This window comes from Gelidibacter salicanalis, from assembly GCF_016469035.1.
Lineage (GTDB): Bacteria > Bacteroidota > Bacteroidia > Flavobacteriales > Flavobacteriaceae > Gelidibacter > Gelidibacter salicanalis_A.
Map to the genome: position 1 here is coordinate 1 of NZ_JAEHJZ010000028.1, position 26,815 is coordinate 26,815.

25 protein-coding genes are annotated in these 26,815 nt (G+C 37.4%); 13 read left to right on the plus strand and 12 right to left on the minus strand.

Annotated elements, in window-relative coordinates:
- Positions 1-177 precede the first annotated feature (177 nt).
- The 4 genes from cysS (at position 178) to JEM65_RS11480 (ending at position 3,489) form a co-directional block, all read left to right on the plus strand.
- Entirely contained in the window at positions 178-1,659 is a 1,482-nt protein-coding gene (gene cysS / locus JEM65_RS11465) for a cysteine--tRNA ligase (protein ID WP_199599562.1), read from the plus strand.
- An 87-nt stretch (positions 1,660-1,746) separates the two neighbouring features.
- Entirely contained in the window at positions 1,747-1,983 is a 237-nt protein-coding gene (gene yidD, locus JEM65_RS11470) for a membrane protein insertion efficiency factor YidD (RefSeq protein ID WP_199599564.1), read from the plus strand.
- Between the two features lie 178 nt (positions 1,984-2,161).
- Positions 2,162-2,992 (plus strand): prolipoprotein diacylglyceryl transferase, encoded by an 831-nt coding sequence (lgt, locus tag JEM65_RS11475; RefSeq protein WP_199599566.1) that lies wholly within the window; start codon positions 2,162-2,164, stop codon positions 2,990-2,992.
- Positions 2,992-3,489 (plus strand): DUF192 domain-containing protein, encoded by a 498-nt coding sequence (locus tag JEM65_RS11480; RefSeq protein WP_199599568.1) that lies wholly within the window; start codon positions 2,992-2,994, stop codon positions 3,487-3,489. Before lgt ends, JEM65_RS11480 begins: the two co-directional genes overlap by 1 nt.
- Before the next feature lie 347 nt (positions 3,490-3,836).
- On the opposite strand, the gene secDF is transcribed toward JEM65_RS11480, so the two are convergent.
- The 7 genes from secDF to asnB form a co-directional block, all read right to left on the minus strand.
- Positions 3,837-6,821: a protein translocase subunit SecDF gene (gene secDF / locus JEM65_RS11485; RefSeq protein WP_199599576.1), complete on the minus strand. Its 2,985-nt coding sequence runs from the start codon at positions 6,819-6,821 to the stop codon at positions 3,837-3,839.
- 201 nt (positions 6,822-7,022) lie between these two features.
- The gene (locus tag JEM65_RS11490) at positions 7,023-7,670 is read right to left on the minus strand and encodes a hypothetical protein (RefSeq protein ID WP_199599578.1); all 648 of its coding nucleotides are present in this window, start codon (positions 7,668-7,670) and stop codon (positions 7,023-7,025) included.
- A 143-nt stretch (positions 7,671-7,813) separates the two neighbouring features.
- Positions 7,814-8,476 (minus strand): DUF4412 domain-containing protein, encoded by a 663-nt coding sequence (locus tag JEM65_RS11495; protein ID WP_199599580.1) that lies wholly within the window; start codon positions 8,474-8,476, stop codon positions 7,814-7,816.
- Positions 8,477-8,644: 168 nt separating this feature from the next.
- Positions 8,645-9,565: a malate dehydrogenase gene (gene mdh / locus JEM65_RS11500; RefSeq protein WP_199599582.1), complete on the minus strand. Its 921-nt coding sequence runs from the start codon at positions 9,563-9,565 to the stop codon at positions 8,645-8,647.
- Positions 9,566-9,873: 308 nt separating this feature from the next.
- Positions 9,874-10,887 carry a DUF6588 family protein gene (locus tag JEM65_RS11505; protein WP_199599584.1) on the minus strand — a complete coding sequence of 338 codons (1,014 nt, stop codon included), beginning with the start codon at positions 10,885-10,887 and terminating at the stop codon, positions 9,874-9,876.
- A gap of 141 nt (positions 10,888-11,028) precedes the next feature.
- A complete protein-coding gene (gene gyrB / locus JEM65_RS11510; protein ID WP_199599586.1) occupies positions 11,029-12,969 on the minus strand; it encodes a DNA topoisomerase (ATP-hydrolyzing) subunit B in 1,941 nt (646 codons plus the stop codon).
- A gap of 364 nt (positions 12,970-13,333) precedes the next feature.
- The gene (gene asnB / locus JEM65_RS11515) at positions 13,334-15,004 is read right to left on the minus strand and encodes an asparagine synthase B (RefSeq protein WP_199599588.1); all 1,671 of its coding nucleotides are present in this window, start codon (positions 15,002-15,004) and stop codon (positions 13,334-13,336) included.
- Between the two features lie 512 nt (positions 15,005-15,516).
- Here asnB and JEM65_RS11520 point away from each other — a divergent pair.
- On the plus strand, positions 15,517-16,056 hold the full coding sequence (locus JEM65_RS11520; RefSeq protein ID WP_199599590.1) for a DUF2911 domain-containing protein: 540 nt from the start codon (positions 15,517-15,519) through the stop codon (positions 16,054-16,056).
- Positions 16,057-16,112: 56 nt separating this feature from the next.
- Here JEM65_RS11520 and JEM65_RS11525 read toward each other — a convergent pair whose 3' ends face one another.
- Both JEM65_RS11525 and JEM65_RS11530 read right to left on the minus strand, forming a co-directional pair.
- A complete protein-coding gene (locus JEM65_RS11525) occupies positions 16,113-16,745 on the minus strand; it encodes a 7-carboxy-7-deazaguanine synthase QueE (RefSeq protein WP_199599591.1) in 633 nt (210 codons plus the stop codon).
- 55 nt (positions 16,746-16,800) lie between these two features.
- A complete protein-coding gene (locus JEM65_RS11530; RefSeq protein WP_199599593.1) occupies positions 16,801-17,247 on the minus strand; it encodes a RidA family protein in 447 nt (148 codons plus the stop codon).
- 57 nt (positions 17,248-17,304) lie between these two features.
- Here JEM65_RS11530 and JEM65_RS11535 point away from each other — a divergent pair, with 57 nt between their 5' ends.
- The 8 genes from JEM65_RS11535 to JEM65_RS11570 all read left to right on the plus strand — a co-directional run bounded on the left by JEM65_RS11535 (position 17,305) and on the right by JEM65_RS11570 (position 23,572).
- Positions 17,305-18,849 (plus strand): helicase HerA-like domain-containing protein, encoded by a 1,545-nt coding sequence (locus JEM65_RS11535; protein WP_199599595.1) that lies wholly within the window; start codon positions 17,305-17,307, stop codon positions 18,847-18,849.
- 56 nt (positions 18,850-18,905) lie between these two features.
- Positions 18,906-19,460 (plus strand): hypothetical protein, encoded by a 555-nt coding sequence (locus JEM65_RS11540; RefSeq protein WP_199599597.1) that lies wholly within the window; start codon positions 18,906-18,908, stop codon positions 19,458-19,460.
- Between the two features lie 17 nt (positions 19,461-19,477).
- Positions 19,478-20,449: a YitT family protein gene (locus JEM65_RS11545; protein ID WP_199599599.1), complete on the plus strand. Its 972-nt coding sequence runs from the start codon at positions 19,478-19,480 to the stop codon at positions 20,447-20,449.
- 173 nt (positions 20,450-20,622) lie between these two features.
- Complete coding sequence (locus tag JEM65_RS11550; RefSeq protein ID WP_199599601.1) at positions 20,623-20,991, plus strand: cupin domain-containing protein; 369 nt, start codon at positions 20,623-20,625, stop codon at positions 20,989-20,991.
- Positions 20,992-21,002: 11 nt separating this feature from the next.
- Positions 21,003-21,836 (plus strand): alpha/beta hydrolase, encoded by an 834-nt coding sequence (locus tag JEM65_RS11555; RefSeq protein ID WP_199599603.1) that lies wholly within the window; start codon positions 21,003-21,005, stop codon positions 21,834-21,836.
- A gap of 18 nt (positions 21,837-21,854) precedes the next feature.
- Positions 21,855-22,616: a 23S rRNA pseudouridine(2604) synthase RluF gene (gene rluF / locus JEM65_RS11560; RefSeq protein WP_199599605.1), complete on the plus strand. Its 762-nt coding sequence runs from the start codon at positions 21,855-21,857 to the stop codon at positions 22,614-22,616.
- Between the two features lie 341 nt (positions 22,617-22,957).
- Complete coding sequence (locus JEM65_RS11565; protein WP_199599607.1) at positions 22,958-23,143, plus strand: hypothetical protein; 186 nt, start codon at positions 22,958-22,960, stop codon at positions 23,141-23,143.
- Between the two features lie 3 nt (positions 23,144-23,146).
- Positions 23,147-23,572, plus strand: a complete 426-nt coding sequence (locus tag JEM65_RS11570) for a VOC family protein (protein WP_199599609.1) — start codon at positions 23,147-23,149, stop codon at positions 23,570-23,572.
- A 49-nt stretch (positions 23,573-23,621) separates the two neighbouring features.
- Here JEM65_RS11570 and JEM65_RS11575 read toward each other — a convergent pair whose 3' ends face one another.
- From JEM65_RS11575 to ffh, 3 genes are all read right to left on the minus strand, one after another.
- Complete coding sequence (locus JEM65_RS11575; RefSeq protein ID WP_233530629.1) at positions 23,622-24,356, minus strand: YwaF family protein; 735 nt, start codon at positions 24,354-24,356, stop codon at positions 23,622-23,624.
- Between the two features lie 12 nt (positions 24,357-24,368).
- A complete protein-coding gene (locus JEM65_RS11580; protein ID WP_199599611.1) occupies positions 24,369-25,247 on the minus strand; it encodes a bifunctional 5,10-methylenetetrahydrofolate dehydrogenase/5,10-methenyltetrahydrofolate cyclohydrolase in 879 nt (292 codons plus the stop codon).
- 145 nt (positions 25,248-25,392) lie between these two features.
- Complete coding sequence (ffh, locus tag JEM65_RS11585; protein WP_199599613.1) at positions 25,393-26,721, minus strand: signal recognition particle protein; 1,329 nt, start codon at positions 26,719-26,721, stop codon at positions 25,393-25,395.
- Between the last annotated feature and the right edge of the window lie 94 nt (positions 26,722-26,815).

Here is a 26,815-nt window from a genome sequence, read left to right on the forward strand (position 1 = left end):
CTTTTTATTTCGACGCAGAGCGTCGGGGAATAAAACCAAAGGATCCCGCTAAAAAGCGGGATTAGTTCAACTAACAATTTTTAATTCATTGCTTCGCAACTTTTAAAAATTGAGTTTCACTAATTTAACCGCTCAACATTAAACATTGACATTTTAAATAAAAAACAAATCGCTACAATGCATCTTTACGACAAACAGCACATAAAAATCTATAACTCCTTATCAGGAGAAAAAGAACTATTTACACCTATTAGTGAGGGTTACGTTGGCATGTATGTCTGCGGACCAACAGTCTATAGCAATGTGCATTTAGGAAATGTGCGCACATTTTTATCTTTTGATGTCATTTTTAGATATCTCAAACATTTAGGATATAAAGTGCGGTTTGTAAGAAACATAACAGATGCAGGACATCTTGAAAATGATGCTGACGAAGGTGAAGACCGTATTGCAAAAAAAGCGCGTTTAGAGGAAATTGAACCCATGGAAGTTGTTCAGCGCTATACGGTGGACTTTCACAACATCCTAAATAAATTCAATTTTTTACCGCCCAGTATTGAGCCTACAGCCACAGGACATATTATAGAACAGATTGAAATAATCAAAAACATTCTAAATAAAGGATTGGCTTATGAGGTGAATGGTTCTGTATATTTTGATGTTTTAAAATATAATGAAACCAAGCCTTACGGAATTTTGAGCAAGCGTAATGTTGAAGATTTGATGCATAATTCTCGTGAGCTTGATGGTCAATCAGACAAAAAAAACCCACAGGATTTTGCACTTTGGAAGAAAGCTGAACCACGGCATATTATGCGCTGGCCTTCACCTTGGAGTGACGGTTTTCCTGGTTGGCATTTGGAATGTACAGCCATGAGCACCAAATATCTGGGTGAACAATTTGACATCCATGGTGGTGGCATGGATTTAAAATTCCCACATCATGAGTGCGAAATCGCACAGGCGGAAGCTAGTAATGGTAAACCACCCGTAAACTATTGGATGCACGCCAATATGCTGATCATGAACGGTAAAAAAATGGCAAAATCTACGGGAAATTTCATTTTACCTACTGAGATTTTTTCTGGAGACAATCCACACATTACCAAATCATTTTCGCCAAGTGTAGCTCGTTTTTTTATGCTCCAAGCGCATTACAGAAGTATTTTAGATTTCACCAACAACGGTCTTCTAGCCAGTGAGAAAGGATTTTTCAGATTGATGGACGCTATTACTGCTCTAGAGGATTTAAAGCCCGCTACTACCTCAACGTTTGACATCAAAGCTTGGCAACAGAAATGTTATGACGCCATGAATGACGACTTTAATTCGCCAATACTCATCGCTAATTTATTTGAGGCCGTAAAATATATCAATCAAATAAAAGAAGGAACGGCTACCATTACACAAGATGATTTGGACCTCCTAAAATCCACAGTGCATACGTTCACTTTTGACATTTTAGGGCTGGTTAATGTGAATGAGTCTGAAAATGGAGCAGAAAAACTTTCTGGCGCCGTCGAATTATTGATTCAATTGAGACAGCAAGCAAGAGCCAATAAAGACTTTGCCATGTCTGATAAAATTCGTGATGAATTGGCTGCAGCAGGCATTCAGTTAAATGACGGTAAAGAAGGCACCACATTTATGACCAACTAAAACGTGGCGATAATATAAGTAGGATACATAACTCAGTTTAGAGTTTTAACTTTTCTGCAGATCACAGGAAAATTCAATATAAAAACATTGAAGAAGATTTTAACATACCCGTTTTTATTGCTGATTAAGGTCTATCAAACTTTTATCTCACCCTTAACCCCATCAAGTTGTAGGTATCAGCCAACCTGTTCGCAATATTCGAAAGTGGCTTTAGAAAAACACGGACTTTTTAAAGGCGGCTGGTTGGCTACGAAGCGTATTTTTAGTTGCAATCCTTGGGGCGGAAGTGGTTATGATCCTGTACCAGAAAAGCACAAACATTAAGTTTCGAATTATTTCGTAGCTGTTATAATCTCTACCTATCAATATAAGCTTTGAAGTTAGATTCTTCATCGCATCAAAAACACTACCCTCTTTACTAAAGCTTTTGTAAATTTTAAGAGCATTCATGCTTATTACTTTTCAAAATATTATATTTACCCTTCTAATTAAATTATACAGCATGCACGCACTTAAAATTGTCTGGGACCCGACCAAAGGCATCGATATTCTTGGTTTTACATTGCACTTTTATAGTATGATGTGGATTGTAGCTTTTATATTAGGTTTCTTTATAATGAAACGTATTTACAAGCAGGAAAACCAATCTGAAGAATCTTTAGACTCTTTATTTATATATTCCGTTATCGGGATTATGTTAGGTGCACGATTGGGGCATGTTATCTTCTACCAACGCGAATTGTTTAGTGAAGATTTTTTCAGCATATTTTTGCCTGTCAAGTTTAAAGGTGGTTTCGAATTTACCGGCTTTCAAGGTTTAGCGAGTCATGGCGCCGCAATTGGGATGATCATCTCCATGTACCTCTATAACAAAAAAGTATTGCACAAATCAGTTCTCTGGATCTTAGACCGCGTAGTGGTTCCTGTAGCTGCAGGTGCTGTTTTTGTCAGGTTGGGTAACTTTATCAATTCTGAAATTGTTGGTAAACCAACAGGCACAGATTTTGGGGTAGTTTTTGCCCAAAATGGAGAAGCCTTCCCGAGACATCCAGCACAACTTTATGAAGCCTTCTGCTATATTTTTGTATTTATAGCGCTATGGTACTTCTACTGGAAAACGAAAAAAAGCGAGCAACAGGGCTTCCTATTCGGACTGTTTCTAGTGCTACTTTGGGCCATTAGATTTTTTGTGGAATTCGTTAAAGAACCACAAAGTGAACATGAATATATTGCGACCTCGGCACTCAACACCGGTCAGATGTTAAGTATCCCTTTTATACTGATTGGTTTGTATTTTATGTTTATATATAAATCCAAAAAACCGCTCGCCTAATGACATTACGTGCATTTAAAACGGTAGCAATGCTTACTTTAGGTGCTTGCTGCGTTCAGTTTCAGAGTTGTAAAGAAGAGCAAAAAACGATTGAACCAGTCGTTATAGAATTCAAAAAAGAAGGCGAACTAGTGCTTAAAAAAGCTAACGATAGCATTGTTAAACACTTAGATATTGAAATTGCGGATGATGATTACCAAACCCAAACAGGTTTGATGTATCGCGATCAAATGGATCAAAACCACGGAATGCTCTTTGTGTTCCCTGAAGCAGATTACCACTCTTTCTATATGAAGAATACCAAAATTGCTTTAGACATTATCTATATCGATGCTGATAAGAACATCGTAAGTTTTCAAAAAAATGCACAACCTTTCAGTGAAGCTTCCTTACCGTCTAACGTTCCTGCCAAATATGTTCTCGAAATCAATGCTGGCCTAGCAGATGAATGGCAATTGGAGATTGGCGATAAAATAGAGTACCAAAGGGTGAATTGAAGTTGAAGGTGAAGTTAAAAATAAGAGTCATTCCTTTAATGTATAATGTAGAGCGTAAATAACTTTTCCAAAACAAGGATACTTTCCCTTAGAGGCTTGTGTTAGAATGCGTGACCTTCTTTACATATGCTTAGGCTCTATTCCACAGAAACATTCACTTCTTTTTATAACCAGACTTGCCAATAAAGCTCAAGGTCATTGCATGAATGTGGCCATCTCAAATTGTCCGTTATAGCAGTATAGTTTCATAGAAAATTACCCAAATGACCTACATATCTGATTCAGTATAATCGCACAAAAAAAAGCCACTCTAAAAGTGGCTTTTTCTATAACTAACATACTACATGTTATATTTTTGAATGTTCATCAATGCTTTCTCCTTTATCTTTTAAAGTGTCATACATTAATGGGGTTGCTACAAAGATTGAAGAATAGGTACCTACTACGATACCAACAATAATTGCGAACAACAATCCTCTTAATGAATCAGCACCCAACAAGAACATTGCCAACAATACAACCAAAGTTGTTAAAGACGTATTCAAGGTTCTACTGATGGTACTGTTGATTGCAAAGTTGATATTCTTACCACCTTTAAAACCGCCACGTTCTAAAATGGTTTCTCTAATTCTATCAAAGATAATCACCGTATCATTCAAAGAGTAACCAATTACCGTTAAGATGGCTGCAATGAATGCTTGGTCAATCTCCATGGAGAACGGCATAAAGGAATAGGTAAATGAGAAGATGCCCAATACAATAATCACATCATGGAATACCGCCGCAACTGCACCCAATGAGAACTGCCATCTCTTGAAACGTAATAAAATATACAGGAAAACTACTACTAACGATCCTAAAACAGCCCATAAAGACTCTCTTTTAATATCATCTGCAATGGTTGGACTCACTTTACTTGAGAACATCTTACCAATTTTCTTCTCGTCAGAACCTACTTTAAATTCGTCGTAAGTAATTCCTTTTGGAAGGTATGGTCTTAAGGTTTCAAAAAGTTCTGCTTGTACACGTTCATCAGCTTCAGCAGTATTTTCATCTACCAAATATTTTGTAGAAATTTTTAGTTGATGGGAGCTACCAATTGTTTTCACCTCCGCACTACCAAAGGCTTCTAAAACATCTGCTTTAACTTCTTCTGGATTTACGTCTTGTGCAAAACGTACTTGATAGGTTCTTCCTCCAACAAAATCAATACCCTGATCTAATCCATTAGTAAATAAAGAGAACAAACTTAAGATAATAGCTACCGTAGAAATGATATACGCTACTTTTCTTTTGTTGATGAAATCAATCTTCATATTTTGGAAAAGCCCTTTAGTAGCCGACGTTGTAAACGTCAAACCTTTTCCTTTAGCAACGTACCAGTCTACCAGCAATCTTGTGATGAATATTGCGGTAAATAATGAGGTCACAATACCAATGATTAAGGTTGTTGCGAATCCTTTAATAGGACCTGTACCAAACACAAATAAGATGATTGCCGTTAATAAGGTGGTAATGTTCGCATCTAAGATTGAAGACAAGGCATTACTAAATCCATCTTTAATAGCTTCTGCTTGACCTTTTCCTTTGGCCAACTCTTCCTTAATACGTTCAAAAATAAGCACGTTCGCATCTACTGACATACCAATGGTCAATACGATACCCGCTAAACCAGGAAGCGTTAATACAGCTCCCAATCCGGAAAGCACCCCAAAGATCAATAAGATGTTCAACAATAAGGCAATATCAGCAAATAAGCCTCCTTTACCATAATACATGATCATCCAAACCAATACTAATGACAATGCAATCAAGAATGAGGTAGTACCACTTTCAATAGCTTCTTGACCTAAAGAGGCACCAACTTCATCTGCCTGAACAATGGCTGCTTTTGCAGGAAGTTTACCAGCTCTTAGCACGTTGGCCAAGTCAATAGCTTCATTCAATGTAAAAGATCCAGAAATCTCTGAATTTCCACCTGAAATTGCACCTGTCGTAACTCCAGGAGCAGAATATACAATATCATCAAGTAAAATAGCAATTTGACTTTGTTGCGCATAGGCTCTTCCAGTCATTTCTTCCCAAATCTTCGCCCCTTTACTGTTCATTTGCATGCTTACAGAAGGTTGATTTCTTTGGGTATATTGTTGACTCGCGTCGGTAATAACCGCTCCACTTAATTCAGGTGTGTTTTCTCTATTGCCTTTTACTGCATATAAATCAACAAACTCACTGTTTTTAGCTTGAATGCCCCACGCAAATTTTACGTAGCGTTGTTCTGCCGGTAATAGAGAACGCACTTCTGGCATGTTTAAGTAAGACATGATTTTGTCTTTGTCATTCGCTTCAAATGTTGCCACAACCGGGCCACCAGAACCGTACCCTCTTAATAAATCTAAGATTGGGTTTTCTCCAACTTCCGTAGAGTCTGTTGACGTGACACCTGTTAATTCTGCAATTTTACTATCAGCATCGTCAATTGTATCTGTTACAATTTCAGAAGCAGCTACTTCGCTTTGAGCATTTTTATTAACTAATGGCTTTAAAGTTTCGTTGGCCTGTGCCAAGAACGGAAGAAATTCTTCACCTTTATACACATCCCAAAACTCTAATTGCGCTGTACTTTGTAATAAGTTTTTAATACGCTCGATATCTTTAGCTCCTGGAAGCTCTACAAGAATACGTCCCGTATTGCCCAATCGTTGAATGTTTGGAGATGTTACCCCAAATTTGTCTATACGCTTACGCAGTACTTCAAATGCAGAAATGATAGACTCATCAACTTTTTGCTCAATGATTGGCTGAACGTCCTGATCAGACATATCAAAAGTGATCTCTTCACTCAACGTTCTGTTGGCAAAAATATCAGGAGAAGCCAATTTTTGATTGCCTTTTATTTTATCAAAAGCGATAAAAAAGTCCTCAACATATGAGTTTTGACTATTTTTCTGAAGTTCAGAAGCGTCATCTAAAGCCTTGTTGAAGACAGGATCTTTACTGTTGTTGGAAAGGCCCTTTAAAATATCTTTTACAGAAATTTCAAGAATAACGTTAATACCACCTTTAAGGTCAAGACCCAAATTCATGGCTTTATCCTTTACCTCATTGTAGGTAAAACTAGCAATTCCAATATCAAACACTTTCTGATTTGACAAGGAGTCTAAATATCTCGTTTCATCTTCAGCCCTTTTTGTTGGGTCGTCAGATTTGAGCGCTGCGATTTGTTCAGCACGATCTTCAATTTGGTTAGCTTTGAATGTAAATGATAATTGGTAAATACTCACCAACCCAAATAACACAGCAAACAGCTTTACTAATCCTTTGTTTTGCATTACTTTATTTTTTTTAAGTCAAATTTTTTGAACGCGCAAATATAGAATTTACGGCCGATTTGACAATTGTTTTTTATGAATATGTACGATTTGTGCAGTGTTTACAAAGCCCTACTAAACGCTGACTTTTTGTATGATGGAAACACTGTTGAAGAAACTATAGAATAGAAGTAGAATATCGTACGAGATAACTTCTAGCCCTTACGACATGGGGCCTGCCCTGACTTCAGGGATTTTATGTAAGTTATTATCTTTCTTTATAGCGATGTAACATTGAATGGCAGCCTTAATTCTTAGAATTGGTGCATTTTCATCGCTATAGCTATCCTCAGAAGGAATATAAAAATTAGGATTTAAAAATCGGTATTGTCCTGACTTAAGCTCAACAGCACTCTTACCTCCCAGATTAGATACAGCATGTTGACCATCCTGAATTTCATATACATCTAGATTATACGCTATGGATTGATTATTGGAAGGCAACTTTAGAGGTTGTTTGCTCTTTTCGTCTGAGACAAGACCTAAAGCCAGATCCTTTTGTTTAGAAAGAATTTCTTTAATATGCGCCACATTGGCGCTACTGTAATAACTGATGACCATTTTACCATCTTCCTGGTCACTCACATGAATATTGGCCACACCAATGCGCTGCAATTGCTCTTCAACAATAGCAATAGTTTGCTGCACATCTATTGAAGAAATATCGGCATTGCTAAACTGCAATACAATTTCTTGATTTGCAACTGTTGCGTGCTGTTGTCCTACTATGCTCCCTAACACAGCTAGAAAAATCACTGCTGCACTAAGGTACCATTTGGAATGTATCTGTATATTTTGAATAGGTTTCAACAGTTATATTTTGTGTCCATTTGAAGATTTCATTGTGGAATTTTGCAGTGGACTTTCAAGCGGCAAATATATAAAAAAAAATCCCGATAGCTACCGGGAGTATTTCTACAATTTATAAGTTTTATTGTTTTATTTACAAAGGTTTACATTCCGATAAGGTTATCAGTTTTTGTATACCCTTCAGGTGGGGTCATATTGAATTTTTCATCCGCTACATTTTCTGCTTTCACCTCGGTAACTTCAGTAACCAAATCCATTTTAAAGCCTTGCTGTTCTAAAGCCAAAGACATGTACATAGGAAACCCTTTAAAATCATCTCCAAACGCCGTTGTTTGTTGTGAAATGGCGTGTAATTTATCAGTTGCATAGATGGCTCCCTTAACATCAGCACCGTCTTTTTTCATGGTCACATTGTATTTTACACACTCGTAACCAAGAATCGTTTTAGTTTCGTTGGTTTTCTCAATGCTCACATTTTCAAGATCTGCTTCAGAAGGTGTCATATCAGTCTCCATAAATTTCTTGCCAATCATAGCGTTGTCCATCAACATCAATGATTTTTTGGTAGCATTATCACCAATAAAAACGGTTGTCCCCGTCATTGGGTTACTTGTTTCAGAACGGGTTTTATCATTCTTAAAATATGTGGTGGTCATCATATCACCCAACATGGCCAACTGCGCATTCATTTGCTCATTGTCGCTGGACATGGTTTGTTTTGAAATGACAATTCCCTCATTAATTTGTTCCTGAGCAAACATCGTTAGACTGAAGCTTAAGGTTAATATAAATAGTAATTTTTTCATAGTTTATTTATTTTTGATTTGATGCGGCAATATATTAATTTCTTCAACATCTTTATGAGATGTGTTTTAAAACCTTAAATGCCTAAGCAACTTTACTGATGGTTCTCGCAGAAACGAAATCCTTCAGCGCATCACTTAGGCACTTATACCCTTAAGTATGTTGATTACTTATAATAAATCATTGGTTTTACGAACACCTTCAGCACTTTCTTGCATGTGCGCTTTTTCAGCATCATTCAACTCAATTTCTACAATTTTTTCTATTCCGTTACGACCTAAAATTACTGGCGCACCAATACAGATGTCATTCAATCCATATTCTCCTTCCAATAATACAGAACAAGGGAACATTTTCTTTTGATCGCAAGCAATGGCCTGCACCAATCCGCTTACCGCTGCACCTGGAGCATACCATGCTGAAGTACCTAATAATTTGGTAAGTGTAGCACCACCAACTTTGGTATCTTCCATAACTTGGCTTAATCTGTCTTCAGTTAAAAATTCAGTTACAGGAACACTGTTGCGGGTTGCCAATCGCGTTAAAGGCACCATTCCGGTGTCACTATGTCCGCCAATAACCATACCGTCAACATCACTAATTGGAGCTTCTAAAGCTTCTGCCAGTCTGTATTTGAAACGTGCCGAATCTAGAGCACCTCCCATACCGATAATTCTGTGTTTTGGAAGACCTGTTGATTTATGAACCAAATACGTCATGGTATCCATAGGATTACTCACAACAATAATGATGGTATCTGGAGAATTCTTGATCAAATTGGAAGATACATCCTTAACAATACCCGCATTGATACCAATCAATTCTTCACGAGTCATTCCTGGTTTACGAGGAATCCCAGAAGTTATCACACAAATATCACTATCTGCAGTTTTAGAATAATCGCTAGTCACTCCTGTTATTTTGGTATCAAAACCGTTTAAAGAAGCAGTTTGCATTAAGTCCATTGCTTTACCTTCGGCAAAACCTTCTTTAATGTCCAATAAAACAACTTCGCTTGCAAAATTTTTAATTGCGATATATTCCGCGCAGCTTGCCCCAACGGCTCCTGCTCCAACTACTGTAACTTTCATGTGTTTAGGTTTAAAATATTAAAATTAAATGTTTCACAAATTTAACATTTTTAAACTATAATATATTTAAGATTGTCTTAAAAGAGAAAAATAATTGCTTTTGTTTTATTATATGAGATCCTTAAAAAACATCGATAAATCGGAGATTTTTTTCCCGCCTTCCGTATAATTTTACAGACGGTTAACCAGTGAATTTTATAACCACCGGTACTCTAACAATTTAAGGAAAGTCTTTTGGTCGTTTACAAAAAATTTAAATCAAATGCGATTTAAATTCTTGGTTAAACAGCTGATCCTATGATGTAATGTTAAAATGAAAAATTAAGACCCAAGGATGCACTGTCAAATTCTGCAAGAGTATAATCTGCGTTTAGACCAAAGAACCCCAACTTGAGATTGGCACCCACAGTTGTCCTGATTCCTGAAACATTTTGTTTTATACTAAATGGATCAATGATTTCTTCAGAAAACAAAATACCGTTTGATACTCTATAGGTTCCTAATAAGCTGGTGGTGGATTCCCCGTTCAGATACCCCAACCCTCCGTAAAAATTGATGATGTTTAATTTCGTTGACACAATAAGTTCTGCCAGAAAAGTATTGACTTCTGTTTTTACTGATTGATTTTCACCCTCAACTATTCCTTCCTTAGTAAAGTCATATTTGCCATTTAAATGGGTATATGCAACCAAGCCAGAAATGGCTATTGGCAAAATTTTTTCCGTTGGCAACCAAGATGTAAATTCCTGTTGAAGTCCTACCCCATACAGGCCTATCTCTGCCTCATCAGTTTTTGTTTTTGGAAAAAAACGAGCTTTTATCTGTGTGCCCTCAAATGGTGAGAAACTACCTTGTAAAAATGCCGTTGGAATTAAATTAATATTTGTAGAACCTACACCCGTTGGCAGGGTTAGCTCTGCTTCTTGATTTCCAAAAATAGGATCATCATATCTTACTATTACAGTGATATCGGGATTATTATGCCCTAAGGCTGTAGCTACATTTTTGGACGAGCTATTATCCTCAAATCGAATATTTTCGTAATCCCCAATATCCATTGCAAAGGTTTTATGTTTGTCTTTTATAAAAGACACATTGGCAATTAATGAGAGTTCAAATCCATACCGTCTTGGCGATTTCCCATTGTTAAACCAACCGTTATTGATACCATAAGCTAGTCCACCAGAAGCTGGCGCAATATAACTTGAAGTGAATTTTTTAGCATCGCTGATCCCTGCAGCCAATAAGTCGTCAATATTCTCTTGTGCGTAATTACTATTATAAATACTGATAGTCAAAAGGATAAAAAGAATTTTTTTCATTATTTAAGTTTTATGAATATATATAAACGAAAAAACATCCTTAAAAATTTTAAGGATGTTCTTTTTTTTACGACATGTCGTTTTTTGATACGCACTCATATGCAAGCAAGGCAAGCCTATTATTCATAGAATGAATTTTATTTAAGCATCAATGTTCGCATATATGGCGTTCTTCTCGATAAATTCTCTACGTGGTGGCACTTCATCACCCATCAACATTGAGAACACACGGTCAGCTTCTGCGCCATTGTCAATTTGAATTTGACGCAAAGTGCGGAAATCAGGATTCATGGTGGTATCCCAAAGTTGCTCTGCATTCATCTCTCCAAGACCTTTGTAACGTTGAATTCCAACACTACCGCCAAACTGTTCAGCTATGCTATCACGTTCTTTATCACTCCAAGCGTATTCTTTTTTCTGTCCTTTTTTGACCAAATATAATGGTGGAGTGGCAATATAAATATGACCATTTTCAATCAATTCTTTCATATATCTGAAGAAGAACGTCAAAATTAAGGTCGCAATATGACTACCATCAATATCCGCATCACACATAATCACTACTTTATGGTAACGTAATTTTGAAAGGTTTAAGGCTTTACTATCTTCTTCTGTTCCAATAGTAACCCCTAAAGCTGTATAGATATTTTTAATCTCTTCGTTTTCAAAAACACGATGCGACATTGCTTTTTCAACATTCAGAATTTTACCACGTAGGGGTAAAATAGCTTGAAATGCTCTATCACGACCTTGTTTGGCAGTTCCACCTGCAGAATCGCCCTCAACTAAAAACACTTCACATTTTGCAGGATCCTGTTCTGAACAATCACTCAATTTTCCAGGTAAGCCTCCAATACTCATGACGGTTTTACGCTGCACCATTTCACGAGCTTTTTGGGCCGCATGGCGCGCTTGAGCGGCTAGAATAACTTTCTGAACTATTATTTTAGCGTCTTCTGGATGTTCCTCCAAGTAATCCGTAAGCATTTCAGACACCGCTTGACTTACAGATGCCGAAACCTCTCGATTTCCTAATTTCGTTTTAGTCTGACCTTCAAATTGTGGTTCTTGAACCTTTACTGAAATAATTGCCGTTAATCCTTCACGGAAGTCATCACCAGCAATTTCGAATTTTAATTTATCCAACATTCCTGATTCATCAGCATACTTTTTAAGGGTATGTGTTAAACCACGTCTAAATCCGGACAAATGCGTTCCACCTTCATGTGTATTAATGTTGTTCACATAAGAATGCAGGTTTTCAGCATAACTCGTATTGTAAATCATTGCTACTTCAACAGGAACACCATTTTTTTCGCCTTCAAAATTAATGACTTCTTTTATTAACGGTTCGCGGTTACTATCTAAAAATTTGATAAACTCTTTAAGGCCTTCTTCTGAATGAAAGGTTTCGCCCTCAAAGGAACCGTCCTCTTTATTAGAACGCTTATCAATTAAGTGGATTGTTATGCCTTTATTGAGGTAAGCCAACTCACGCATTCTGCTGGCCAAGGTATCATAACTGTACTCTAAGGTGTGGGTAAAGATGGTTGGATCTGGTTTAAAAGTTACAACCGTTCCTCTTTTATCAGTCTCACCAACCTTCTTAACAGGATACATGGGTTTCCCTTTCTCGTATTCTTGTTCCCAGACTTCTCCTTTTCTGTAGACGGTTGCTGTTAAATGCTCAGATAATGCGTTCACACAACTGACCCCCACACCATGCAGTCCACCGGAAACTTTGTAAGAATCCTTATCGAATTTTCCACCAGCTCCAATTTTGGTCATTACGACCTCTAGTGCTGAAACACCTTCTTTTTTATGTAAATCAATTGGAATACCTCGACCATCATCTTCAGTGGTAATTGAATTATCTTCATTGATTGTAACACTGATATTATTACAATGTCCTGCCAAAGCTTCGTCAATAGAGTTATCGACCACCTCATACACCAAATGGTGCAAACCTCTGGTACCAGTATCTCCAATATACATGGACGGACGCATACGCACGTGCTCCATACCCTCAAGGGCCTGAATACTGTCTGCAGAATAATTATCCTTATTAAACTCTTCTTTCATATATAATTGTCTATTATTTATATTTAATTTTTACGATGTCATCCAATTTATTGCGAATGGTCACGATCAAAAAACGTACCTTTGAGTAAGTTTTTGTTGACTTCATTTCATAAAAAAAATGATACTCGCGCATCATTTTTGGATACTCACAAAGATAGCAAAAAGTGACGCCATTTGAAAGTATTTTATGCATTAACTCTTGAAATTATCAACATTTGTTAATTACTCAAAAGTGTCTTAAATAACCTCAAAAATGGCTGTAAATAGATTCTAAGATATTTTAACATCTTCTGAAAATTAGAAAAACCTCTAAATCTCGCAGAAGCTCGATTTAGAGGTTTTCAAATTTGAGAAATTTCTTTATTTAGGCTTTCACATAAGCATCAGAATGCACTTTGGCAACTGCCCTTCCACTTGGGTCATTCATGTTTTTAAAACTCTCATCCCACTCTAAGGCAATTTTGGTGCTACAGGCTACCGAAGCTTCTTGCGGCACACACAAGGCAGCTGCATCACTTGGGAAGTGTTCAGCAAAAATGGATCTGTAGAAAAACTCTTCTTTACTTGTTGGAGTTTGCAACGGAAACTTATATTTAGCGTTTGCCAATTGCTCATCCGTCACCTCATTGTCCACCATTAGTTTTAGCGTATCAATCCAGCTATAGCCTACACCATCACTAAACTGCTCCTTTTGCCTCCAGGCAACGCTCGCCGGGAGCATGTCTTCAAAAGCTTTACGTACCACCCATTTTTCCATACGTTCACCATTAATCATCTTATCTTGTGGGTTGATACGCATGGCAACATCCATAAATTCTTTGTCTAAAAACGGTACGCGACCTTCAATACCCCAAGCTGCAAGACTTTTATTGGCACGTAAACAATCGTACATATGAAGTTTGCTTAATTTTCTAACGGTCTCCTCATGGAATTCCTTGGCGTTTGGCGCTTTGTGGAAATAGAGATATCCTCCAAATAATTCGTCGGCGCCTTCTCCAGACAACACCATTTTAATTCCCATAGATTTGATGACACGCGCCATCAGATACATTGGCGTGCTAGCGCGGATAGTGGTAACGTCATAGGTTTCCAGATTGTAAATGACATCTTTCAGAGCATCCAACCCTTCTTGAATGGTAAATTTAATTTCATGGTGCACGGTCCCAATATGGTCTGCAACTTTTCGGGCAGCAGCCAAATCTGGAGAACCTTCCAATCCTACAGAAAAACTATGCAATTGCGGATACCAGGCCGCCTGAGTATCACCAGATTCAATGCGCTTCTCAGCATACTTCTTTGCGATGGCTGACGTTACTGACGAATCCAATCCGCCAGAAAGTAATACACCGTATGGCACATCACTCATTAGTTGACGGTGCACGGCGGCTTCTAAAGCTTCTTTAATTGCTCTAATGCTCGTTGCATTTTCTTTTACAGCATCATATTCAGTCCATTCACGTTTGTACCATTGCACGAACTTTCCGTCCTTACTGCTCAAATAATGTCCTGGAGGGAATAATTCAATGGTTGTACAATAACCTTCCAAAGCTTTTAATTCTGAAGCCACATAGAACGTTCCGTTTTGGTCCCATCCTATATAAAGGGGAATGATTCCCATATGGTCACGAGCAATGAAGTACTCATCTTTTTCTACGTCATAGATGGCAAAGCCAAAAATTCCGTTCATTTCATCTATAAAATCGACGCCTTTTTCTTGATATAAAGCCAAAATAACCTCACAATCGCTTTCAGTTTTAAAGGTATAGTCCGGAAACTGTTTTCTCAATTCTCTGTGGTTATATATTTCGCCATTGGCTGCCAGAATAAAACGCTGATCTTCACTCACCAAAGGTTGTTTACCAGAAGCTGGATCTACAATAGCCAAACGCTCATGCGCCATAATAGCTTTATCATTATTATAGATGCCACTCCAATCTGGTCCGCGGTGACGGATAATTTTTGACATTTCCAACAATTGAGGTCTTAAATCCTCAGCTTTCTCTTTTAAATCAAAGGCACATACAATTCCACACATGATTTTATCTTTTGTTAAATGTTTAATTTGTTATAATAGTTAGGCAAATATGCGTTTATCATTCTAATAATAAAACAAACAAGATAATAATGGTTACAAATTAAAACCATAAAACCATAATAGAAGCTAATATAAAAGTATAAGCTTTAAAAACTGTATTGCTGTTAATAATCATGAAGTTTAAACATACATCTCAGAATTATATTCATTTTTAATCATGAGTGTCCGGTAAAACAAGTAAAAAGTTTACAAAGCCTATTAAAGTAGGACCTGGTAAGAGATATTAAAAATGGTCCCTTGCTTTTTGAAACCAATTTCACTTAGAGTGATTGGGCAAATTTAATTTAGAATAACGATTGTTCATCAGTTAGTTATAATCAAATCTCTGTTCCCCGCCTGACGGCAAGGGCAGGTTTATTCTATAAGCGCAGCGATCTTAATTCTTTATCGGACAATAATGATTTTTAATATTATTAATCTTAAATTTAACCGTTACAAAAAAATAAACTTCTATGAAAACAATTATCAAAACAGTAGTATTGACCTTGGCATTAGTATTCTCATATAATGCCCATGCACAAAAATTCCCTGACTTAGACAAGAGTCCAATGGACGCGGCAACCTATCCTGGCAGCTATAAAATTTCTGAAAAAGATGTAAAGGTTGTGTATAGTCGGCCTCAGTTAAACGGACGCGACGTGGCTAAATTAGTACCTCACAATGAAGTCTGGAGAACGGGCGCCAATGAGGCTACAGAAATTACCTTTTATAAGCCTGTAACATTTGGAGACACCAAAGTAAAACCAGGCACGTATACCTTATTCACCATTCCTGGTGAAAAAGAGTGGACTGTTATCTTAAGTTCTGACATCAACGTTTGGGGAGCATACACTTACAAACAAGACCATGATGTGGCGCGTATGAAAGCGACTGCATCTCAAAGTAAAGATATTTTAGAAGCGTTCTCTATTGTTTTTGATGAATCAGAATCTGGCGCTGTTATGCATATGGGCTGGGGCACCACAAGAGTGAAGGTTCCAATCTCTTTTTAAGTCTAGCAATGATCATAACAAAAAAAAGAGTCTAGAAAAAAATCTAGACTCTTTTTTTATGGAATATTTAAATATTTATGGGTTTGTAAGGAGACTTTCCATTTAGGGTTAGCCATCACATAATCCACAATCTCAGGAACCACTTTATCACGTTTGCTCCATTCTGGTTGCAGATATAAGATACAATCCTTATTCACTTTAGCCGCCTGTTCTTCAGCAAATCTAAAATCGTCCTTATTATATACAATCACCTTTAATTCATTGGCTTTTTCATAAACCAATTCTGTAGGTAATTTCATTTTTTTAGGAGACAAACAAATCCAATCCCAAGTACCGGTAAGCTCGTAAGCTCCTGACGTTTCAATATGGACTTGCAAACCTTTCTCCTTTAATTTGGAAGTTAACGGATCCATATTCCACATTAATGGTTCACCACCAGTAATTACAATCGTGTTACTATATTTTACAGCATTTTCAACAATAGCATCTGCCATGGTTGGCGGATGCAATTCTGCCACCCAACTTTCTTTCACATCACACCAATGACATCCTACATCACAACCACCAATTCTTATAAAATAAGCAGCGGTGCCTTTATGGAATCCCTCCCCTTGAATGGTGTAAAACTCCTCCATCAATGGTAGCAAGAGACCTTGGGCAATCAATTCTTGTTTTTCACTTTTCGTCATAGCGTGCAAAGATACTTCATAATCTTAGAAATTGAAAGCCAGGGAATAGAAGTTTTTATTTAGCAGCAATTACCTCAATTTCTATACTGGCATTGAGCGCCAGTCCGCTAGCGGCAAAGGTAGTTCGCGCAGGTTTGTTAGGAAAATAGGTTTTATAAATCTCATTAAATGCCGCAAAATCGTCAATATCCCGTAATATAACAGTACATTTAATAACCTTATCTAATGACGAATTGTGGTGTCCTAGAACAGCCTTAATATTTTCAATACATTGTTTGGTTTCTTCTGTAATACCACCTTCAACCAACATGCGAGTGCTGTGGTCAATTCCCACTTGACCACTTAAAAACAAAAGACCATTATACGCAACCACATCACTAAACGGTGCCTCTAATTTTTTGGGTTCATGTGAGGTATAAAACACAACTTTATTTACAGCCTGGGTGCAACTCAATGTAAACATCGTGATAAAAACAACGGTGCTAAGACATTTAAGTTTCATTTCTTATGTTTTATACTTGAATAAAATTACACTATTTTTATACAAAATTTCAAATTAATGAGTAAAAAGGACGACTTTCTAAAACATATTCAAGAGGGAAATACCACTAAAGGGGATTTTATCACGTTAGGTTCTGCTATGTTAGATGGGGAAACCATTACCAATGCATTTGTAAATGTGCCTTTAAAAACATTAAACAGACACGGACTTATTGCAGGTGCTACTGGAACCGGAAAAACAAAAACATTACAAGTTCTGGCCGAAAACCTCTCTGACAAAGGAATTCCTGTGTTATTAATGGACATCAAAGGCGATTTGAGCGGATTGGCACAACCGAGTCCTGGGCACGCTAAAATAGATGAACGTCACGCCAAGATCGGACTGCCATTTGAGCCAAAGGCGTTTCCTGTTGAAATTTTAACCTTGTCTGAACAGGATGGGGTGCGTTTAAGGGCCACGGTAAGCGAATTTGGCCCCGTACTATTGTCTCGTATTCTCGATTTATCTGAAACACAGTCCGGTATTGTTGCGGTAATTTTCAAATACTGCGATGACCATAAAATGCCGCTTTTAGATCTTAAGGATTTTAAAAAAATTTTACAATACGCTACCCAAGAAGGCAAGGAAGAATTTGAATCCTCTTATGGACGCATTTCAACTGCTTCCACGGGAGCCATACTCAGGAAAATAATTGAACTGGAACAACAAGGTGCCGATTTATTTTTTGGAGAAACCTCTTTTGAAGTTGACGATTTATTAAGGATTGACGAAAACGGCAGAGGCTATATCAATATCATCCGTTTGACAGACATACAGGACCGCCCTAAATTATTCTCGACCTTTATGTTAAGCCTTTTGGCGGAAATATATTCGACCTTTCCAGAACAAGGCGATACGGGAAGACCCGAACTTGTTTTATTTATTGACGAAGCCCATTTGATTTTCAACGAAGCTTCAAAAGCCCTTCTCAACCAAATTGAGAGTATTGTTAAGTTGATCAGAAGTAAAGGGGTCGGTATTTATTTTGTTACCCAGAATCCTACCGATGTACCGGAGGCCGTACTAAGTCAATTAGGTTTGAAAGTACAACACGCCTTAAGAGCATTTACTGCAAAAGACAGAAAAGCCATTAAGCTGACCGCTCAAAATTATCCTGACACCGATTATTACGACACGGCGAGTATTTTAACCTCATTAGGAACCGGTGAGGCTCTGGTGAGCGCCTTAGATGAAAAAGGTCGTCCTACGCCTTTAGCCGCCACTATGATGCGAGCGCCGATGAGTCAAATGGATATTTTAGACACTAACGAATTGTCTTCCCTATTATCTAAGTCGAAATTGGTTAAAAAATACAATGAAACTATTGATCGAGACAGCGCCTATGAAATGCTGAACCGCAAAATTGAAATGGCAGAAGCTGATGATGCGAAGGAGAAAGCGAAACAGGAGTTGGAAGATTTAAAGAAAGCACAATCCAAACAAAGAACCACAACTACACGCCGCAGTACCGCAATGAATCCGATTGTAAAAGTACTGACCAGTGCCACATTTATCAGAAGTGTTTTTGGCATCCTATCCAAAGTCATGAAAAATAAACGTTAACCCAATTAATTTTCTATTTAAAATTCTGCCCATGCAGACCCCTAAAACATTAAAAAATGCACAAATCCATTATTTGTATTGCTCTATTGTCAATTTTATTAACCAGTTGTGGACAAGATCAAGATCCATTTTCAATCCAAAAACAAAACATCGGCAGTTTGACTGATTCAACCCAAATTAAAGATTTAAAACGCATCTTTGAAAATGACTCCATTGTAAACTACATTGGTAGCGATGAATTTACAAGAGGCATCAATACCATAGATATTTATGACAGCAAAGGTAGTGCCCTACTGAGTATGTCTCCGAATAAAAGAGCTGATTCTACTGCTATTTTCAGCAGTGTGCGCATCTTAGACCCACGCTTTAAAACTGAAGAAGGGATTTCAACGGCCAGCACATTCAAAGACATTCAAGATGCCTATGAAATTTCGAAAATAGATAATCTTATCAACTCTATTGTAGTCAGTGTTGACGACATTAATGCCGCCTTTACGATAGATAAACAAGAATTGCCGTCTAATCTACGTTTCGATAGAAATTTAAACATAGAAGCTTCTCAAATACCGGACAACGCTAAAATAAAATATTTTTTCATCCACTGGAATTAAACCACTAACACGACCTGATGAGTTCATTTTTCTCTAAATTACTAATTACGATTGCTCGAAGAAAACTTGAGTCAAAAAATTCATCCACCACAATAAGCAACAAACAAGTCCTTCCTTTAGCGCGTCGGATCAAAATTGAAATCGCCCACGGCATTAAGGATTATATCTATGTTCTCATTGGCGTATTTTCAGCAGGTTTTGGTCTGAAAGGATTTTTATTGCCAAATCGGTTTATCGATGGAGGCGCTACAGGGATTTCCCTACTTTTGGAAAATATCACCCAAATTGATTTGAGTTATTTGTTAATCTTGGTCAATCTGCCTTTCTTAATTCTTGCAGCAAAAACATTCAACGTTAAGTTCGCACTAAGAAGCATTATATCCATTGCCATATTGGCACTGGTAGTACATTACGTAGAATATCCCACCATTACCGAAGACCCTTTATTAATTGCAGTTTTTGGAGGTTTCTTTTTAGGATTGGGAATAGGATTGGCAATGCGAGGCGGCAGTGTTATTGATGGCACCGAAGTTTTGGCAATTTGGCTGAGCAAAAAACTCTCCATCACCATTGGAGACGTTCTTCTATTAATCAATATCATTATCTTTTCATTTGGAGCGTATGTGTTATCCATTGAAATTGCTCTTTACGCGATTCTAACCTATCTTTCTGCAGCAAAAACGGTTGACTTTGTGGTAGACGGAGTTGAAGAATATGTTGGCGTAACCATCATCTCAAACAAACATGAGGAGCTTCGAAAAATGATTGTTGAAGAATTAAGACGTGCATGTACCATTTATGTTGGCAAGGGCGGATACGGTGGTCAGGAAGAAGCCTACAACAAAGACATTATTTATACAGTAGTCACCAGGCTCGAACTAGCGAAACTTCACACTGAAATAGATAAAATTGATGCGAATGCGTTTATCATCATGGGGCTTGTAAAAGATATCAAAGGCGGGATGATTAAAAGGAAACCTATGAAATAATTCAGCTGACGGAAGATGGAGGATTGGTGATTGATGAAAAACATGCAAATTGAAGACGGAAGACCGATGACCGAAGACGGAAGAACGATGTACGTCAAGTGTAAACTGAAGACTGAAGACTGAGGACTGAAAACTGCCAACTAAAAATGCGAACCTTATAAAATTGAAAATGTATGTCAAATAAACCTTATACCATTCAAACGGCACCTTTTGTGGTTCCTACTACAGATGGAAAGATTATAAAAGAGCATTTTGGAAGAGCTTCAGATGGTAACTCGCAACTGAGTATTGCCCATATGATTGCACCAGCGGGTTGGAGTGAGCCTTTTCAAACACCAGAGTTTGATGAGTATACTTTCATTATAAGAGGTAAAAAACAATTTATTATTGACAGCGAGATGGTAATTTTATCTGCCGGCGAATCCATAAAAATACAAAAAAACACTCGCGTTCAATATTCCAACCCATATACTGAACCTTGCCATTATCTTGCAATTTGCCTTCCTGCATTTTCAATGGACCTCGTCAATAGAGAAGACTAATTCATATGGCAATGCTTAAGAAGGAAATTCTCATCAAATTAATCGGAAACTATTACAATGCGCTGAGCTATGTATCAAAACCTTATGCAGCAGATAAAGCGTTGTATTTATTCATGAAACCACGCGCTGGAAAACTAAATGAGGAACAGTCTGATTTTTTAAATACTGCATTTCAAGAAGAACTGAAGTACCAAGATGACCACATTATGACCTACCGATGGCCAGGGCCAGGACAAACCATTTTACTGACCCATGGCTGGGAAAGCAATTCGGCGCGTTGGAAAAGGTTAAGTATAGAGTTGAAGAAAAAAGGATACAATGTCATTGCCCTTGACGCTCCCGGGCATGGAAAATCAGGAAGCAAAATATTTAACGCCATTTTATATGCTGAATTTATTAATATTGTAGCAAAGCGTTTTTCTCCAGATATCATTATTGGCCATTCTGTGGGCGGCATGGCGTCAGCGCTTTTTCAACATAAGTACCAATTTGTCAACTTGAAAAAAATAATTCTATTGGGAGCACCATCTGAATTTCAGGATGTCATGAAGCGTTATACAGACATGTTAGGCTATAACCACCGCATTGTTTCCCAATTGCAGCACACCATTCATCAACGTTTTGGGAGTCCGGCAGACAGCTTTTCAACGTCCCGATTTCTCGAAACTATTGAATCTGAAGGATTGATCATTCACGATCAAGATGATCATATCATTCCTTACAATGATGCCTTACTTCTCAAAAACAGTTTTAAGAACAGCCAGCTCATTACTACAAAAGGTTTGGGACATTCTTTAAACGACGCAACGGTTGCGGATTATATTTACGCTTTTATTGGTGCTTAAAACCATTATATTTGTGGCATGGAAGAAAATCTAAAACGTATCAATAAATTTTTAAGTGAAGTTGGGTATTGCTCACGTCGTGAAGCGGACAGACTCATTGAGGCAGGACGTGTTACCATTAACGGGAAAGTTCCTGAAATGGGTACGAAAATTTCAGAAAATGACGTTGTTCATGTTGATGGCAAACCTATAAAAGACACCAAAGAAGGATTTGTCTATTTAGCCTTTAACAAGCCTATAGGCATTGTGTGTACTACTGACACTCGAGTAGAGAAGGACAATATTATTGATTACATAAAATATCCAAAACGCATCTTCCCTATTGGCCGTTTAGACAAACCAAGTGAGGGCTTAATTTTAATGACTGATGATGGCGATATTGTCAATAAAATTTTAAGAGCCAGCAATAACCACGAAAAGGAATATATTGTAACGGTTGATAAACCAATCTCCCAAACGTTTATTGAGCGCATGTCTAATGGGGTACCTATTTTGGATACGGTGAGCAAAAAGTGTAAAGTTGAGAAATTGAGTACTTATGAATTCAGAATTATTTTGACTCAAGGATTGAACAGACAAATTCGAAGAATGTGTGAATATTTGGATTATGAAGTTGAAGCTTTACAGCGCATTCGGATCATGAATATAAAGTTAGATATGCCCGTTGGTACGTATCGCGAATTGACTGAAAATGAGTTTAAAAATTTAAACTTGCTTTTAGAGGACTCTTCAAAAAGCATTCAGGAACCATATTCTCCAACCCATAGAAAAAGAAAATAAACCACCATGGATTGGAAATCCATAGTTTTAAACAAAAGAATGAAATTCTTTTCTGAAAATAGTTTGTCATTCCGAATGAGGTACGAAGAGAAATCATATTATTATAAGATTTCTCGTCACTCGTTCCTCGCTCTGTCGAAATGACAACATTCTCTTAAATGTTTATATAAACTAAAGTAACTGCACTGAATCCCGATAGCTATCGGGAGCAGGGTTTTAACCTTTAACTAGATAATAAATATTTTTTGTAGTTTTACGTTCTTTATTTTCTTTAAGTTTAACAAAATCGACAATTAATTAGTATTAAAATTAAACCAAACAAACCTTAAAAAATAACTTTTATGATTAAAATCTTAGCATTAATCTTGACCATTGGCGGCATGATCGCCTTAATTTTAGGCGTATTGGGAATCTTCGGAAATAACTTTACGCAATTGAACGCTTGGGCACTCGCCATACTTGGAGGCGTATTCTTTATAGCAGGAGTCTCCATGTTGAAATATAGAAAAGACGAACCCGCAGCATAAATAATGACTTCAAAACTATCACCATTTCATATTGCTATTCCTGTTCACAATCTTGAGGAATGCAGAATGTTTTACCGAGACACTTTAAATTGTGAAGAAGGCAGAAGTTCAGACCATTGGGTAGACTTTAATTTTTTTGGTCACCAATTGGTTATCCATTATAAAGCACAATCTGCTGAAGATACCCACACCAACACTGTTGATGGTAAAAGCGTACCGGTGCCACACTATGGCGTAGTCTTGCCCTGGAACGCATTTCACGATTTTGCAAAAAGTTTATCAAACAAAGGTGTAAGCTTCTTTATTGAACCCTATATCCGTTTTGAAGGTCAGGTAGGAGAACAAGCGACGATGTTTTTCAAAGATCCAGCAGGAAACGCTTTAGAATTTAAAGCGTTTAAGGATATGACGCAATTATTTGCCAAATAATCTTCAGTAACTGAAAGCATCAGAATAGACCTAAAACTTTTTTTTGGGTCTATTTTTTTGTTTTAGAACGTCTTTGTACTAGATAAAATGGTAAGTAGATGATTAAGAAATACGGAATTAGAATAAGCTGCACGACAATGATATACAGCGGCCATTCTCCAAAATAATCTAATAAAGATGCAGACTTCGGTTTTTCATTCAAATAAAAGTAATTGGCGTTCAAAAGATAATTAGTCACAACCATCAGCACTACATAAACCTGAAGCGCAAAAATAGATTTAAAGATACTTTTGAAATTAGGTGCCATCTTGAACACCAACGTGGCGTAGAATATAATTGTCAAAAGTCCTAAATGCACTGCCCAATATCTGAAGTAATTGAAGGTCGGAAAACCAGTAGCTATATCTGGTGTAATAATGGCCTGAACTGTGCCTGCAATAATCCAAAACACCAAAATTTCATACATCCAGTACTTTCGGAAATGCGTAAATACAGGCATTAAAATTGCCAAAAGACTGCACAAATACAAGGGCAAATCGTTCTGGATATTATAAGTTCCCAAACTATATTGATGCAGGTGAAAACTAATAACCGTCAAAGACATCCCAACGGCCAAAACATGGATTAAGAACTCCTGCTGTTGTTTGTTCAGCTTCTGTCTGGCATAAACTATCAAACCGCTTCCAAGTAGGAGCCCAATAAGCACCGGCATCCAGTGCTCGACGCTTCCAATAACAACCCTTTCAAGAACCAAGGGCACCATAGAAAGCATTAAAGTGATCATAAGCTGAGAGACTTATTTCATTTGACGTTCTCTCGCCAATAGTGTATTTTTAAGTAACATGGCAATGGTCATTGGTCCTACACCACCAGGAACAGGCGTAATAAAACTCGCCTTTTTACTGACGTTTTCAAAATCGACATCGCCCGTTATGCGGTATCCTTTTTCTGTAGAATCATCTGGTACTCTCGTGATCCCCACATCAATAATCACCACATCATCTTTAACCATTTCAGCCTTTAAAAAATTCGGAACGCCCAATGCAGAAATAATAATATCTGCTTGGGAAGTGATTTGGGTGATGTTTTTAGTGTGACTATGCGTTAAGGTTACAGTTGAGTTTCCCGGAAAGCCTTTTCTACCCATCAAAATACTCATCGGGCGTCCAACAATATGACTACGGCCAATAACAACCGTATGTTTTCCTTGCGTATCTACACCGTATCTATCCAACAATTCCAAGATCCCAAAAGGTGTTGCTGGAATAAAAGTGGACATATCTAATGCCATCCTTCCAAAATTCATCGGATGAAAACCGTCTACATCTTTATCAGGATTGACTGCCAAGAGGACTTTTTGAGTGTCAATTTGTTTTGGCAATGGCAATTGTATGATAAAACCATCGATATCAGGGTTGTTATTCAATTCGTGAATTTTATCCAACAATTCTACTTCACTTGTAGTGTTGGATAAACGGACCATAGTAGAGTCAAATCCAACCCGTTCACAAGCACGGACTTTACTGGCTACATAAGTCAAACTGGCGCCATCATTTCCTACTATAATGGCAGCAAGATGAGGCACTTTTTCGCCATTGGCCTTCATTTTCTTTACTTCTTCAGCAATTTCATTTTTAATGTCGTTGCTTACTTTTTTCCCGTCTAGTAGAACCATTCTTGTATTTTATTATTATCCACGGCTACACGAACTAACTATCCGCAGAGACGCACATTTCTATTTATTATTATTTCTATTATGACAGACGCTTTACTGAAGACCGCCACCTGAGAACTGCCAACTGAGAACTGCCAACTGATAACTATTTCATATTTTTCATAGCCTGCATCATGGCCTTTCCTTTGCCACCTTGCATCATCTTCATCATCTTGCTCATTTGGTCAAATTGTTTTAAAAGCTGATTCACTTCTTGTACGGAAGTCCCTGAACCTTTTCCAATACGTTTTTTTCTAGTGGCATTAATAACCGATGGATTGGTTCTTTCCAATGGCGTCATCGAATGGATAATTGCTTCAATGCCTTTAAAGGCATCATCATCAATATCAATATCTTTCATCATTTTTCCAGCACCAGGAATCATACCCATAAGGTCTTTCATGTTCCCCATCTTTTTGATCTGCTGAATTTGGGTCAGGAAATCGTCAAAACCAAATTGATTTTTAGCGATTTTCTTCTGAAGTTTACGGGCTTCCTCTTCATCAAACTGCTCTTGAGCACGTTCAACAAGAGACACCACATCTCCCATCCCCAAAATACGATCAGCCATACGGGATGGATAGAACACGTCTATAGCTTCCATTTTCTCACCTGTACCAATAAACTTGATCGGTTTATTGACTACAGATTTAATTGAAATAGCGGCACCACCACGAGTATCACCATCTAATTTGGTAAGAATAACACCGTCAAAATTTAAGATGTCATTAAAGGCTTTTGCAGTGTTAACCGCATCCTGCCCCGTCATGGCATCAACAACAAATAATGTTTCTTGTGGCTGAATGGCTTCATGAATATTAGCAATCTCTTTCATCATGGCCTCATCAATAGCCAAACGACCCGCGGTATCAATAATTACCACATTGTGTCCATTGGCTTTAGCGTGGGCAATACCGGCTTTTGCAATAGCTACAGGATCATTATTTCCTTTATCACTATATACCTCAACGTTAATCTGATCTCCTACAACATGTAATTGATCAACCGCAGCAGGACGGTACACATCACAGGCTACCAATAAAGGTTTTTTGGTTTTTTTATTTTTAAGGTAGTTCGCCAGTTTTCCAGAAAAGGTTGTTTTACCCGACCCTTGTAAACCAGACATCAAAATTACACTTGGGTTACCTGAAAGGTTAAGACCTTCAGCGTCACCACCCATAAGCTCCGTCAGTTCATCCTTGACCAACTTTACCATCAATTGTCCTGGCTGTAATGATGTCAATACATCTTGACCCAACGCTTTCTCCTTTACCGTGTTGGTAAATTCCTTGGCAATTTTAAAGTTAACATCGGCATCCAGCAATGCTCTACGCACCTCTTTTAAGGTTTCAGCAACATTGACTTCAGTAATGCTTCCATGTCCTTTTAAGACGTGTAAGGCTTTATCTAACTTTTCACTTAAATTATTAAACATAGGGTTTCAGTGTTCAGTTTGCAGTTATAAAAACCGCAAAAATTAAATTTTGAGTTGCAAATTTACAATTTTGATGTCTATTTATAAAACCTAA

Excerpts from the sequence above, each read along its gene's own strand:
- ffh (WP_199599613.1), bottom strand. The coding sequence starts at position 26,721 with ATGTTTAATAATTTAAGTGAAAAGTTAGATAAAGCCTTACACGTCTTA.
- JEM65_RS11480 (WP_199599568.1), top strand. The coding sequence starts at position 2,992 with ATGACATTACGTGCATTTAAAACGGTAGCAATGCTTACTTTAGGTGCT.
- JEM65_RS11555 (WP_199599603.1), top strand. The coding sequence starts at position 21,003 with ATGCTTAAGAAGGAAATTCTCATCAAATTAATCGGAAACTATTACAAT.
- lgt (WP_199599566.1), top strand. The coding sequence starts at position 2,162 with ATGCACGCACTTAAAATTGTCTGGGACCCGACCAAAGGCATCGATATT.
- JEM65_RS11550 (WP_199599601.1), top strand. The coding sequence starts at position 20,623 with ATGTCAAATAAACCTTATACCATTCAAACGGCACCTTTTGTGGTTCCT.
- JEM65_RS11495 (WP_199599580.1), bottom strand. The coding sequence starts at position 8,476 with ATGAAAAAATTACTATTTATATTAACCTTAAGCTTCAGTCTAACGATG.
- JEM65_RS11535 (WP_199599595.1), top strand. The coding sequence starts at position 17,305 with ATGAGTAAAAAGGACGACTTTCTAAAACATATTCAAGAGGGAAATACC.
- JEM65_RS11520 (WP_199599590.1), top strand. The coding sequence starts at position 15,517 with ATGAAAACAATTATCAAAACAGTAGTATTGACCTTGGCATTAGTATTC.
- JEM65_RS11525 (WP_199599591.1), bottom strand. The coding sequence starts at position 16,745 with ATGACGAAAAGTGAAAAACAAGAATTGATTGCCCAAGGTCTCTTGCTA.
- asnB (WP_199599588.1), bottom strand. The coding sequence starts at position 15,004 with ATGTGTGGAATTGTATGTGCCTTTGATTTAAAAGAGAAAGCTGAGGAT.
- JEM65_RS11580 (WP_199599611.1), bottom strand. The coding sequence starts at position 25,247 with ATGGTTCTACTAGACGGGAAAAAAGTAAGCAACGACATTAAAAATGAA.
- JEM65_RS11540 (WP_199599597.1), top strand. The coding sequence starts at position 18,906 with ATGCACAAATCCATTATTTGTATTGCTCTATTGTCAATTTTATTAACC.
- JEM65_RS11570 (WP_199599609.1), top strand. The coding sequence starts at position 23,147 with ATGACTTCAAAACTATCACCATTTCATATTGCTATTCCTGTTCACAAT.
- secDF (WP_199599576.1), bottom strand. The coding sequence starts at position 6,821 with ATGCAAAACAAAGGATTAGTAAAGCTGTTTGCTGTGTTATTTGGGTTG.
- JEM65_RS11545 (WP_199599599.1), top strand. The coding sequence starts at position 19,478 with ATGAGTTCATTTTTCTCTAAATTACTAATTACGATTGCTCGAAGAAAA.
- mdh (WP_199599582.1), bottom strand. The coding sequence starts at position 9,565 with ATGAAAGTTACAGTAGTTGGAGCAGGAGCCGTTGGGGCAAGCTGCGCG.
- gyrB (WP_199599586.1), bottom strand. The coding sequence starts at position 12,969 with ATGAAAGAAGAGTTTAATAAGGATAATTATTCTGCAGACAGTATTCAG.
- JEM65_RS11575 (WP_233530629.1), bottom strand. The coding sequence starts at position 24,356 with ATGATCACTTTAATGCTTTCTATGGTGCCCTTGGTTCTTGAAAGGGTT.
- JEM65_RS11530 (WP_199599593.1), bottom strand. The coding sequence starts at position 17,247 with ATGAAACTTAAATGTCTTAGCACCGTTGTTTTTATCACGATGTTTACA.
- cysS (WP_199599562.1), top strand. The coding sequence starts at position 178 with ATGCATCTTTACGACAAACAGCACATAAAAATCTATAACTCCTTATCA.
- rluF (WP_199599605.1), top strand. The coding sequence starts at position 21,855 with ATGGAAGAAAATCTAAAACGTATCAATAAATTTTTAAGTGAAGTTGGG.
- JEM65_RS11565 (WP_199599607.1), top strand. The coding sequence starts at position 22,958 with ATGATTAAAATCTTAGCATTAATCTTGACCATTGGCGGCATGATCGCC.
- JEM65_RS11505 (WP_199599584.1), bottom strand. The coding sequence starts at position 10,887 with ATGAAAAAAATTCTTTTTATCCTTTTGACTATCAGTATTTATAATAGT.